Here is a 12,580-nt window from a genome sequence, read left to right on the forward strand (position 1 = left end):
GGAATTTCTTCCTATGAAAGTCGCAGTATTCAATACCAAAGAGTACGATCGCCAGTTTTTGGGAGTATTCGCCGCATTGTATGGGCACGAATTGGTGTTTTTTGAGACAAGACTTACAGAAAATACGACCATTTTGGCGAATGGATTTCCTGCCGTATGCGTATTTATCAATGACGATTTAAATGCCAACACGCTGCGATCGCTTGCCAGTCAGGGGACAAAATTACTCGCCCTGCGATCGGCAGGCTACAACCATGTCGATCTGAGCGTTGCCGCTGAGTTGGGAATGACCGTCGTGCGGGTTCCCGCCTACTCGCCCTATGCCGTTGCCGAACATACGGTTGCCTTGATTTTAGCGCTCAATCGCAAAACCCACCGTGCCTACAACCGCGTGCGAGAAGGAAACTTCTCGATTGAGGGCTTACAGGGATTCGATCTGTTTGGATCTACGGTGGGCATCGTCGGCACGGGCAAAATCGGCGCAATTTTGGCACAGATTATGAAAGGGTTCGGCTGTAATTTACTGGGCTACGATCTCTATCCCAATAAAGCCTGCCTCGAACTCGGCATGAACTATGTCGAACTTCCCGAACTGTTCGCGAACTCCGATATCATTTCGCTGCATTGTCCCCTTACGCCTGAATCTCATCACCTGATTAGCGTTCAAGCTGTTGACCAGATGAAACAGGGCGCGATGTTGATCAATACCAGTCGGGGCGGTCTAATCGACACCCAAGCCGCGATCGATGGTCTCAAGTCAGGCAAAATTGGCTATCTGGGCTTAGATGTCTACGAGCAAGAAGCCGACCTGTTTTTTGAAGATCTCTCCAATGTAGTGATTCAAGATGATGTATTTCAGCGATTGCTGGCATTCCCCAATGTGCTGGTCACCAGTCATCAGGCATTTTTCACAAAGAACGCACTGACGAATATTGCCGAAACCACACTGGCAAATATCACGGACTTTGCCGAAGGGCGTGTCTGTGCCAACGAAGTTAAACTGGACAAAGTCAGGGTGGCAAAAACCACTGTCTAAGAAACCACTGTCTAAGAAATTCGATCGCAACTTTCTTAAAACATTTCTAGTTTTACTCAAGTCGATTTCAGAACGATTCATTCTAAATTCATGACCAAGTTAGTTTATCCGTAGGAGAACTCGATATGACGAAATTGAAAGTTGGTGTGAATGGCTTTGGGCGCATTGGCAGACTCGTTCTACGGGCAGCCATTAACAATCCTCAAATTGAATTTGTCGGAATTAACGACCTCGTACCCCCAGGAAACCTCGCCTATCTGTTTAAATATGACTCTACCCACGGGGTATTTGATGGGAAAGTGGAAGCGACAGAAGAAGGAATCATCATTAACGATCGCTTGATTCCCTGTACGGCAATTCGCAACCCCGCCGAACTACCTTGGGGGAAAGATGGCGCCGACTATGTGGTGGAATCAACGGGCTTGTTTACAGACTTTGAAGGGGCGGAGAACCATATTAAAGCAGGCGCAAAGCGCGTGGTGATTTCTGCTCCCACCAAAGATCCCACCAGAGTTCCTACCTTACTGGTTGGCGTGAATCATCTCAAGTTCAATCCTGCCACTGATGTCGTGGTTTCAAATGCTAGTTGCACCACCAACTGCCTCGCCCCCGTTGCTAAGGTTTTGAATGACAATTTTGGCATTACCGAAGGTCTGATGACCACCGTTCACGCCATGACGGCTACACAGCCCACGGTAGATGGTCCCAGCAAAAAAGATTGGCGCGGTGGTAGAGGCGCGGCGCAAAACATTATTCCTTCTTCCACGGGTGCGGCAAAAGCCGTGGCGTTGGTATTGCCCGAACTAAAAGGGAAACTCACAGGGATGGCATTTCGCGTGCCTACGCCCGATGTCTCGGTGGTCGATCTGACCTTCAAAACTGAGAAGGCGACCAGCTATAAGGAAATCTGTGCGGCAATGAAAGCGGCTTCCGAAGGAGACCTCGCAGGAATTCTAGGCTACACAGAGGATGAAGTTGTCTCGATGGATTTCAAGGGCGATCCCCGTTCCAGCATCTTTGATGCGGGTGCTGGCATCGAGCTGAATGCCAACTTCTTTAAGGTGGTGTCTTGGTATGATAATGAATGGGGCTACTCGAACCGAGTGGTTGACTTGATGTTGTCTATGGCAAAGGCAGATGGAATTTTGTGAGTAAGTTAATTCTGATTCGTCACGGTCAAAGCATTTGGAACGCAGCCAATAAGTTTACGGGCTGGGTGGATGTTCCATTAAGCAAACAGGGACGAGCAGAAGCGATCGCAGCGGCTGGTAAGCTGCAAAACTACTTGGTGAATGTCTGTTTCACCAGTCTGCTGATTCGTTCGATTGAAACGGCGATTATCTGTCTGACTGAATACGACTCGGTGAACGGTGGTAAAACACCGATTCTCCATCATGATGCCGACGATCCGCAGTGGCACGGGTGGGATCGCTATGAAGGCGACCACACGCAAGAGCTACCGATCTACCCCAGTGCTGCTTTGGATGAGCGTTACTACGGCAATCTCCAAGGTTTGAATAAAGCGGAAACGGTGGAGAAATTTGGGCAAGCCCAAGTCACAAAATGGCGACGTTCCTATGATGTCCGTCCTCCTAGCGGCGAGAGTCTAGAAGATACGCTGAAGCGGTCAGTGCCTTACTTCCGCGATCGCATTCTCACCCATTTGAAACATGGCGACAATGTGTTGGTAGCGGCACATGGGAACTCGTTGCGATCGATTATCAAGGAACTCGATGGGTTGAGCAATGAGGAAGTGATTAATCTGGAACTCGCGACGGCGGTTCCAATTGTCTACGATGTCGATAGCTCAGGACAGGTGAGCCATAAACTGATTTTGAATTAATTGGGATATTTGAGCATATTCAAAAGACAGGGAAATGCTAAAACAACTTAGGGCAAGGTAAACATTTGACCAGATTTTTTTGTGGTGAACTCGCTCAGAAATCGCTTTAGTTATGGTGGGTGCTATAGCAACCGCCAGAGAGGTTAAGACAAAACTCTCCTCACTGGCTGAGCGGAGCCAAAGCCTAATTCGTCCTATTAAACTTAGCTATTGCTATACCTACCCTACTTGCTTGCAAAAGTAGTTAAAGATGAAAGGCTAAATTCTTCTTGTTTAATGAACAACAAGGGTAACTGCAACTGTCATGCGTCAACAAATACCGATTTAACTTGCTAAACTTAATGGTATTTGAATACTAAAAGTTGAAAGTATCCATGACACCCCACTGGCATCAAATTAAGAGTGATAACACTGATGTGCATGATATTTTGGAGAGAATAGCGGCAAAAGTCTATGAACAAGATTCAACAACTGTAACAATTTCACAAGCAGATGAAGTTAATTTGAAATTAGCGATTGAATATGGATACCTTGAATCAACAAATGATCGAGTTTCTTTTGTTAGTTCAGAAATTCAACTGGACTATTTAACTCGCTATGTTGCTGATTTGTTACATCAATTGTGGGAAGACGAAGTAACATTTCTTGACATTTTCAGGCAAATAGCGAGTTTTCGTACCCACATTGGAGATCCTCACAAGATTGTGAATTTAGCAATCATTTTGATTACTCAAGAGTATGGGAGAGATTTAGTAGATTTAATAATAAGGGCAGCAACGCTCAGAAACTCTGACAATCTTCAAGAAAAAATGAATTTCTGGAAATTATATGAGTTGTTTTTTGAGCTGGCTCCTAATCTCACAGTTGAATCTAAAGCTATTCTTAATCTGTTTGATGCTTTGGGGGAAAACTTTGATAGAGGTAGAGGACAAGTTTACGGAATTATTGAAAATATAACTTCTCAATCTCCTGAAGAGGCTGAATATTTTTATGGAGAATTGTTGTTACGTTCAAAATCTCCTGTTTGTCACTTGCTTATTGATGTATTGCGAGGAATTGCGAACTCCGATCTACCTAAGGCACATCAACGAGCACTACTTCTGTCTGAGTCTAAGGAGCCTATTATCCGTAGATTAGGCATTTGCTCACTCGGTAATTTTGATTACAGCCAAGACAGTTCACAAATACTTTTAGGTTCGACACTAGAGCGATTTAAGACTCTTCTCGAATCTTCAGATCCTGAAACCGACTATATGCTGGTTCGTGCTTATGGTGAATTGTTACGTCATACATCTGAGGTTGAAACTGTAATTGTTGAACTTTCAAATAGCCCTAAGCCTGCGATTTGGAAACAGGTGATGGATATTTTGTTTATGCAAGCAGTAAAAGCTAATATGCAGGGTTGGTACGGACAAACATTGCTCAATCTTGTACTGAGTCATGAGTTATCAAGCGAAGATCTTCCTCATCTAGATCATTGCATTGAGAAGTATGTAGTAGACAAACCTGAATTCACCTTTCAAATAATTGAGACCTTAGCTAGTAGATGGAAATTCGCAAGACATGAAGGCTATAAAAGATTGCCTGATGGGCTGAATAGCACATTTATAGCTCTGAGCAAAAATCAAAAGACTATGTTCACGGCTAAATTTACTGAATGGGTTGCCTCAAATCATCATCACCTTCATCTCCTTGCTTTTGAAACAAATGAGTATTTTAATCCAATACCAGTTCGTACGGAAGGAGCTGAAGTTGACCACAACAAAAACTCCTTTGTAATCTTAAACAAAGAGGTTTTAGACACTCTTGACGAACAAATCGTCTGTAATATTCTATATCGAATTGCAGGTTATGGGATACATGCTAGCTCTCTTTCCGCATTACTTTTGTCTTCTCTTAAACGAGAGCAATGCTCACCTAAAGTAATAAGTCTTGTCCAACAATTATTGACAAGTTATGTGCTGTATAACTATCCTCGCGATGCTGGAGATTACCTTCAAAAAAAGCTTCAAGAACAAAATGTCACACAACTAGAAAAGTATGTCATTCAATCGGCTCTATCTAATTCAAATCAATATTTTGAAGATCGCCAAAAGCTGCCTCGACTGAAAGAGCTTCAACCTTCATCAAAACAGACATATCTTCTGGGATTAGCTCATTGGAAGCAGCAAGCCGAGATAATGGAGAAAGCTGAAGGACGTTCGATATTTGCTCAAATGGTTACCTCTGTCGTCTATAAATATGGTCGTGCTTTTTCATCAGAGCATAGGGGTGAATTTTCAGAACCCAGTCCATTTGTTTTGCATTCTATATCGACTGAAAGACCACAAGGGGAGCTTATCGATCCAATAGGGCAGGCATATCAGCGCCTGCGGTGGCAATCGGTTGATTTACGTTGCTCTGATAATAATGACTGTGAGGGAGGAAGAAATGAATGAGATTGATTATTAGAGAATATCTCAGTATGTTAAAGGAGTCAGGGGAGCTAGATGTTCTTCTGCCCGATCTCTTACTTGCTATGGGAATCACTCCTTTAAGCAGAGCAATGCAGGGCAATCGACAAGATGGCGTTGATATCTCTGCTGTGGGCATCGATCCTAAAGATGGCATACAGAAATTATTTCTGCTGACGGCTAAGAAAGGTGATATTACTAGAAATGAGTGGGACAAGACTCCTAATGGAGTTCGCCCGTCCTTAAATGAAATTTATGAAGGATACTTGCGTAGATGCATACTCCCAGAGCACAAAGATCTTCCCAAAAAAATTATTCTTACAACGGGTGGTGAATTAAAGTCAAATGTCAATCAAAATTGGGTTGACTATATCGAAGCACATTCAGGTCCTCACCCAAAGTATGGTCAGATTGAATTTGCCTTTTGGGGAGGAGACGAATTGTCACTTCTCATTAACGACAACCTTCTTGATGAATATCTTTTTCCTGAATCAGCACAGAAGCATTTACGTAAGACAATTGCCCTTGCTGACCAGAACGAAGACGAGCCTCGATATTTTTATAAATTAATTAAAGAGACTTTATTTAATAGAGAGGAGCTACAAGGGAAAACCACAAGTTCAGCATGTAAGAGACAGAAAGCTCTTTGTTTGTTGAACCTAAGCCTTAGTATCGTTTTTCACTGGTGTCGCGAGGCTGATAATCTCAAGCCTGCATTACTTTGCGCCGAGCGATCGGTTCTTCTTGTGTGGGAATGGATACGACAAAATGATCTCTTTGATGAAGAGATAACACGCCTAAAATTTGAAGAATTGTTCTTCACTTATTTCGCAGTTGTCGTTGATTATGCCAATAAATTACAATCACATTGCTTAATCCAAGATGGGCTTTTTGGTTATGGAGAAGGTGACGAATTAGAATATCCTCTACGCACCTTTGAAGTGATTGGAATCTTAGGTACACTGGGTATAGCTCTCTGGAATATAGCTGAAATTTCCATTGACGAGGAAATAAAAGAGAAATACTTGAATCAGATTCTAGCAGTTGCCCAAATGATTGCGGCTCTCATCCAAAATAATCCATCTGCATCAATACCGCGATATGACTGCCATTCGATTGATATCACTTTAGCGCTTATCACGCTTACTCTTGGGGAACACTCCGAAATTGCTGCTTGGTGGGTTAGAAAGCTTAGTATTAGCATTGTTCGTGCGTACGGAATAGGGAGATGCTTCCCGATTGACACGGATTCGTATAACGATCTCATTGCCATGACGGTTGGACAGTCACCGCCTAAGGAAAAACTGATGAAAGTCTCTGTTCTTCTACCTGTATTAGCTGATTGGTTTAGTATTTTCAACCTAGTTGACCCATACACAGAATTTCAGAAAGCTGTCAAAGAAACATTTACAGCAACTAATCTCATGCTTTGGTTCCCAGACGATCTCACGGAAGAATGTCTCTATATATCTAATGCAGGATATGGAAGTGGAGTTGGGCTGTCTGTCGAGCTATACGAAAGTTTGGACACTGTTAAGCAAAGAATCGTCAAGTTACATCAAGACAATCAGCAGACATACGAAAAAATTTCTTGCCTTACCCAAGGATGGTTTGTCATCGGTGCTATTTCAAGTCGCCACTTTCGCACTCCTGTAATGCCTTGGTACTGGTATCAGATGATTCGTGAAAATGATTAAAGCACAAAGAGAGCAATTCTCCATTCCATTGTGTTGGGAAATGAGACTATCAGCATCTTCTGCGGTGTTCTATTTAAATGTCTTGGCGATCGCTGGTAGCGGCTTATGGACGGGATTGCGAAGTATAATTTAGCAGATAGTCAAGAAGCGATCTCTCGCTGACTACAACGAGTTTTCGCAAGACAGCACAACTCTATCAACAGCAAAGCAAAACAGTAGATTGTGAGAATGCACAAAACTGCATTAGACAACTAGGAGATTAACCCATGCAAATTACCATTGAAATCCCCGATGAGCTAAGCGATCTCATCCAAAACAAGGGGAAATCCCTTAACGTCGCAATCCTCGAAGCACTGGGGCTATATATTCAACACGACATGCAAATTCCTATCCAAAACAATCCCATTCAGCCAGAAATCGACTGGTCAGCAAAATGGGAACAATGGTTTGCGGAATGTGAAACTATGCCAATACCTGCTACAACCCAAACGCTACAAAACGACTATACAGCCCTTCTGGTTGATAAATATTTGAAGCGATTTTTCTTGATGACAAACTCCAGAAACCTTGACATAGGCATCTAACCAACTAATTGCACTATGGGATAACAACTCTCGCGATAGAATCAAAGAAATCAGAGGTTAAATTTATGATCGCCACCCAACAGGAACTTATCGAAACCTTTGCTGCCCTTCCCCCAGAAGCCCAGCGTCAAGCTCTAAATTTCATTGCCTTTTTACACCATACCTATCAAACGCCAGTTACAGAATTACCAAATATCACCGTCAGAGAGTCAGATAAACAATTAGCTATAACCTCACAGCATCAAGAATTAACCCTTAATGACTTAATAGCCAGTATTCCTAATAACTTTCAATATCCTGACGATGTAATGGAATTTACTGAAAGCGAACCCCTAGGGCGCGAACTTCTATGAATATCCAAAGGGGTGAAATTATCAGAATTAATCTTAACCCAACCCAAGGCAGAGAACAGTCAGGAAACGCTCGTCCCTGCTTGGTCATCAGCCATACGCAATATAACCAAAAACGTCAGGGAATTGTAATAGTTCATCCCATTACCAGCACCATTAAGCCCGAAATCAAAATGATGATTCCGATTCCCAAAGGTTTTAAAGTACAGGGTTCAGTTATTGCCGAACAAATCAGAACGCTCGATCTAAATCAGCGCTGGTGGAAAACAACAGGAGAGATTTTACCTGAAGATTTTGTTGATTTAGTTGTCAAAACTTTTAGCGTTATCATCAGCTAAACATTTCTATCAACAGTAAGGAAATACAGAGTGGTACAACGAAGCTCGCGATCGAATTAGAGAACTAGGAGGCTAACCCATGACCATATACGAGGCAACCATTACCAAACTGCAAAAATTGCCTGAATCCTTATTGCAGGAGGTAAACCAATTTCTTGTCTTGCCACTATGACCCCAATGATTTAATTTCCATTTCTAAAGAACTGAGGATACGCACAGAATGCACAAGTGGTTGTCAGTGGTGGGTATTGGTGAAGATGGGCTGGAGGGAATTAGCGCGATCGCACGATCCCTGATCGATTCTGCTCAAATTTTGGTGGGAGGAAGCCGTCATCTCGCCATGTTGCCCTCTAGCGATCCTCGCGAACAGATTACTTGGGCATCGCCCCTAGATCTGACGATTGAGAAAATTCTCAACCTTCGCGGCAAGGCAGTTTGCGTCCTCGCCAGCGGCGATCCGATGTGTCATGGTATTGGTGTGACCCTCCTCCGTCACATTCCGATCGCGGAGATCACGATCGTTCCCTCTCCCTCTGCATTTAGCCTTGCCTGCGCTCGGTTGGGATGGGCTTTAGCTGATATTGAAACCTTTAGCCTCACCCATCGACCCGTCTCCGTTTTGGCTTCAGCCCTCTATCCCCATGCGCGAATTTTGGTTTTGAGTGCGGATAAAACGACACCCGCTCGCGTCGCAGAGTTTCTTACCCACGCAGGATTTGGGCAAAGTCAGATCGCCGTACTAGAGCGTATGGGCGGCGCACAGGAACGTTGGATAGAAGGTCTTGCCAATGAGAAAACCGCAATGTGGCGCACGACAGAAGTTGCTGATTTGAATACGATCGCGATCGCCTGCATTCCCGATCCAGACACTGCGCTGATTTCTAAGCCACCCGCGATCAAAACGTCAGGTTTACCCGATGCCGCCTATCACCACGACGGACAACTGACCAAACGCGAAGTTCGTGCGATTACGCTATCGAGTCTGGCACCAGTCCCCGGTAAGTTACTCTGGGATGTGGGGGCGGGATGCGGATCGATCGCAATTGAATGGATGCGCAGTCATCCCCGTTGTCGCGCGATCGCGATCGAACGCAATACCACGCGACGGCAATATATTGCGGATAATGCCGCAGCGCTAGGGATTTCAGGGCTCAAGATTGTAGCTGGTGATGCACCTGCCGCGTTGGATGGGTTACCACAGCCTGATGTGATTTTTATTGGGGGCGGCGCCACGGTAGCAGGGCTATTTGAAACCTGTTGGGATGCGCTCCATGTGGGCGGTCGTCTTGTCGTCAATGCCGTAACGATTGAGAGCGAACAAAAAGTGCTGCAATGGCATCATCAACATGGCGGAGAACTAATTCGCATTGGCATTCAACGTACCGAAGCGATCGGTTCTTTTTTAGGCTGGAAACCCTCTGCTCCAATTACACAATGGGTAGTCGTCAAACAGAAAGAGCACTAATGGAGAGAATTCACTATCATAGGTTTTCTACTGTCCGTATCGATTGGGAATCTCAACCGTAAAAATGGAACCTTGACCTACGGAACTTTCGAGGCTAATCGTGCCACCCATCATCAAAACCAGTTGCTCGGTAATTGCCAAGCCCAAACCAGTGCCTCCATGTCTGCGGGTTGAAGACTGATCGACCTGTCGAAACTGCTCGAAAATTGTACGTTGAAACTCAGGCTCAATTCCAATTCCCGTGTCATGCACGGCAACGATCAAAGAGTCAGAACTTGGCAAGGCTGAATTTTGCCCATCCAAGCCCTGCCCTAAACCTTGAATCTCTCCATTTGCGATCGCTGGCTCTTCTGGAAGTTTTGATTTTTCTAGCTTGTCGTTTTCTAGGTTACTATCGCGATCGCTATATTTTGTTCCATATTTCAGCTCTACACGCACTTCGCCCCGATCTGTGAACTTAATGGCATTGGAGACCAAATTGGTAATCACCTGTTTAATCCGCATTGGGTCGTGATAGACCGTACATTTGCCGATTTGATTTTCAAACACAAAGGCAAGGGACTTATTCGATGCCAGTGGTTGTAGGCTCTCACAGGTATGGTGAATTAGTTCGTCAAGATTAAAGAACTCAGGATGGGGTTCCATCCGTCCTGCTTCGATTTTTGACAGGTCGAGAATGTCATTAATCAGTTCCAGCAGGTTCTTACCATTGCGAAGGATGCGTTCCACCATGTCGGCTTGATTCTCGCTCAGTACGTCGCGGCGTTGGCGCAGCAGCACTTGCGAAAAGCCAATGATCGCGTTCATCGGTGTGCGTAGCTCGTGGCTCATATTGGCGAGAAACTGGCTCTTCAGTTGGGTTGCCTCAATTAACTGAGCGTTTTGCGCTTCAATTTGGTTGATCAGTTGAGCGTTCCCGATCGCGATCGCCGCCTGCACCCCAAAGGAAGCCAATAGCGTAATATCCTCTCTAGAACTAGCTCGTTCTAATTGGGAATGGGCGATCGCTAAAACCCCCAAACGACCAGAGCGACTAGACTCAATCGGGACGCAGAGCGCACTCTTGACGGGTAACTCCTCAACCAGATAAGCTTCTCCCGCTTTAATCTCAATCGGAATTCCCTGTTGAAATACCTGCATAATCAGATTCTGCTGATCGAGCGTATAGGCAGCATCCTTAGGAAATCCTTCGGGCAGTCCATTCGTTGCCGAGAAAACCAGCCGATCTGACTTGGGATCGTAGAGCACCAAAACGCATAATTCGGCCCAAGCGATCGCATCGCAGGTCGCCTCTACGACCGATTCCAACAATACGTTTAAGTCCTGCAACTGTTGGTTGATCAAGTTCGTGAGCCGTTGCAAAATGCTCATGCGTCGCTGTTGATCGATCATGATGCGATTGGTTTCTTGCATCACCTTGTCACGATAACGTTCGTCGGTGACATCGCGCAAAATCATCACACTGCCAATCAGTTCTGCTTCCATACCCACAAGAGGTGCGGCTTTGGTACTTAAGATCACCTCGCTATCATTGGGATGACGCAGCACCACCAAATCCTCTACAACTTCCCCCGTAGACATAGCACGGAAAATCACCAATTCCGACATTTCCAAAGGCTCACCATTGGGATGGCGAATGTCAAACTGTTCGATCACATCTTCCATCGATTTCGCCACTAAAGGCGAGGTCTTAGCCCCATTTCCGCTTTCAGGATTTGGCACGCCTAACATGGCTCGTCCCGCCGAGTTAATTTTGAGAATTCTTCCCGCTGGATCGCTAAGCAAAATGCCATCGGCCAATTGCTCGAATACAGTTGTCAGTTCTTCCCTTTGACGGGCGATCGTTTGGACGCTCTGGGCATTGCTAATTGCGGTCGCCAGACGGCGATCGATCGATCGCAATAGGTTCCGACTTTGGGGCGAAAGTTTGGCAAGGCTACCTAAAAACAGCACGCCAATCACATTCTTTTTGAGCATTAACGGCCAAGCCGAGAGACTCTGAGGTAAGAGATCGCCTGCGGGCGTGCGGTAAACCAAGGGCTGTCCGTTGAGTTGATCGCCTTCCCAAATCACCGCCTCACCCAACTGCGCAGCTTGCCCAATCAGTCCATCTCCCATGGCAATTTCTTGCATGAGATGACTGGTTTTATAGCCCCATTCTGCCACTAACACCAAGCGATTCCCTTCTGGGAATGCATTACTGCTTTCCCATAGATATAAACTGCCCAATTGAGCGTTGGTCAATTGACAGACCTTTTCTAGACTGGTTTTGATCAGCTTGGTCAGATCGGTGGTGTTGACCAAGACTTGATCGAAAGACTGCAAGCTAAATTGAATATCCCTTGCCTCTAGCTTGGCGGTCTTTGCCTCTAGCTGTGCCGCCATACGGTTAAAGACTTCAGCAAATTCGCCGAGTTCGTCGTAGCGCGCGATCGACGATCGCACCGAGAGGTTGCCTGTAGAGATCTCTTCTGCGACCTGCGATAGCTCTGTGAGTGAAGGCTGAATGCTACGTACGATCGAGCGTGCCACAAAGATGCCCGCAGCTAAGCCTGCAATTAAAGCCGCGATCGCAATCCAAGTCGCCAGTTGTTGAAATTCGGGAGTACCTTGATGCACGTACAGCAAGAGCATCATTGAGGCAGTGGCAAGGAGGGTAACACTGATGGTCAAGCCCCACAGCACGCGCTGTACTAAACTCTCTCGCCTTGGCAAAATGATATTTTTCAACTGCTATTACCTATATATCGTCAGGGGCGAAGCATTCGCATAGGTAGATTTTAGCTTGGCTGGAGGGCGAAGCATTCGCGCAGG

The 12,580-nt window shown here is 45.3% G+C and carries 10 protein-coding genes; 9 read left to right on the top strand and 1 reads right to left on the bottom strand.

Annotated elements, in window-relative coordinates; translation table 11 throughout:
* The first annotated feature begins 13 nt into the window (after positions 1-13).
* The 9 genes from V2H45_RS00415 to cbiE all read left to right on the top strand — a co-directional run bounded on the left by V2H45_RS00415 (position 14) and on the right by cbiE (position 9,766).
* Positions 14-1,036 carry a 2-hydroxyacid dehydrogenase gene (locus V2H45_RS00415; RefSeq protein WP_330481622.1) on the top strand — a complete coding sequence of 341 codons (1,023 nt, stop codon included), beginning with the start codon at positions 14-16 and terminating at the stop codon, positions 1,034-1,036.
* Between the two features lie 125 nt (positions 1,037-1,161).
* Positions 1,162-2,187 carry a type I glyceraldehyde-3-phosphate dehydrogenase gene (gene gap, locus V2H45_RS00420; protein ID WP_330481623.1) on the top strand — a complete coding sequence of 342 codons (1,026 nt, stop codon included), beginning with the start codon at positions 1,162-1,164 and terminating at the stop codon, positions 2,185-2,187.
* A complete protein-coding gene (locus V2H45_RS00425; protein ID WP_330481624.1) occupies positions 2,184-2,879 on the top strand; it encodes a 2,3-bisphosphoglycerate-dependent phosphoglycerate mutase in 696 nt (231 codons plus the stop codon). Before gap ends, V2H45_RS00425 begins: the two co-directional genes overlap by 4 nt.
* 374 nt (positions 2,880-3,253) lie before the next feature.
* Entirely contained in the window at positions 3,254-5,317 is a 2,064-nt protein-coding gene (locus V2H45_RS00430; RefSeq protein ID WP_330481625.1) for a hypothetical protein, read from the top strand.
* Positions 5,314-7,029: a hypothetical protein gene (locus V2H45_RS00435; RefSeq protein ID WP_330481626.1), complete on the top strand. Its 1,716-nt coding sequence runs from the start codon at positions 5,314-5,316 to the stop codon at positions 7,027-7,029. The genes V2H45_RS00430 and V2H45_RS00435 overlap by 4 nt, the downstream gene beginning before the upstream one ends.
* Positions 7,030-7,295: 266 nt before the next feature.
* Entirely contained in the window at positions 7,296-7,613 is a 318-nt protein-coding gene (locus V2H45_RS00440; protein ID WP_330481627.1) for a hypothetical protein, read from the top strand.
* Positions 7,614-7,678: 65 nt separating this feature from the next.
* Positions 7,679-7,966, top strand: coding sequence for a hypothetical protein (locus V2H45_RS00445; RefSeq protein ID WP_330481628.1), 288 nt, complete (start codon positions 7,679-7,681; stop codon positions 7,964-7,966).
* Positions 7,963-8,301, top strand: a complete 339-nt coding sequence (locus tag V2H45_RS00450) for a type II toxin-antitoxin system PemK/MazF family toxin (protein WP_330481629.1) — start codon at positions 7,963-7,965, stop codon at positions 8,299-8,301. The genes V2H45_RS00445 and V2H45_RS00450 overlap by 4 nt, the downstream gene beginning before the upstream one ends.
* 220 nt (positions 8,302-8,521) lie before the next feature.
* Positions 8,522-9,766, top strand: coding sequence for a precorrin-6y C5,15-methyltransferase (decarboxylating) subunit CbiE (cbiE, locus tag V2H45_RS00455; protein ID WP_330481630.1), 1,245 nt, complete (start codon positions 8,522-8,524; stop codon positions 9,764-9,766).
* Positions 9,767-9,793: 27 nt separating this feature from the next.
* On the opposite strand, the gene V2H45_RS00460 is transcribed toward cbiE, so the two are convergent.
* On the bottom strand, positions 9,794-12,496 hold the full coding sequence (locus V2H45_RS00460; RefSeq protein WP_330481631.1) for an ATP-binding protein: 2,703 nt from the start codon (positions 12,494-12,496) through the stop codon (positions 9,794-9,796).
* Positions 12,497-12,580: the final 84 nt, after the last annotated feature.

This window comes from Tumidithrix elongata BACA0141, assembly GCF_036349135.1.
GTDB lineage: Bacteria > Cyanobacteriota > Cyanobacteriia > Pseudanabaenales > Pseudanabaenaceae > Tumidithrix > Tumidithrix elongata.

Excerpts from the sequence above, each read along its gene's own strand:
- V2H45_RS00415 (WP_330481622.1), top strand. The coding sequence starts at position 14 with ATGAAAGTCGCAGTATTCAATACCAAAGAGTACGATCGCCAGTTTTTG.
- gap (WP_330481623.1), top strand. The coding sequence starts at position 1,162 with ATGACGAAATTGAAAGTTGGTGTGAATGGCTTTGGGCGCATTGGCAGA.
- V2H45_RS00430 (WP_330481625.1), top strand. The coding sequence starts at position 3,254 with ATGACACCCCACTGGCATCAAATTAAGAGTGATAACACTGATGTGCAT.
- V2H45_RS00435 (WP_330481626.1), top strand. The coding sequence starts at position 5,314 with ATGAGATTGATTATTAGAGAATATCTCAGTATGTTAAAGGAGTCAGGG.
- V2H45_RS00440 (WP_330481627.1), top strand. The coding sequence starts at position 7,296 with ATGCAAATTACCATTGAAATCCCCGATGAGCTAAGCGATCTCATCCAA.
- V2H45_RS00445 (WP_330481628.1), top strand. The coding sequence starts at position 7,679 with ATGATCGCCACCCAACAGGAACTTATCGAAACCTTTGCTGCCCTTCCC.
- V2H45_RS00450 (WP_330481629.1), top strand. The coding sequence starts at position 7,963 with ATGAATATCCAAAGGGGTGAAATTATCAGAATTAATCTTAACCCAACC.
- cbiE (WP_330481630.1), top strand. The coding sequence starts at position 8,522 with ATGCACAAGTGGTTGTCAGTGGTGGGTATTGGTGAAGATGGGCTGGAG.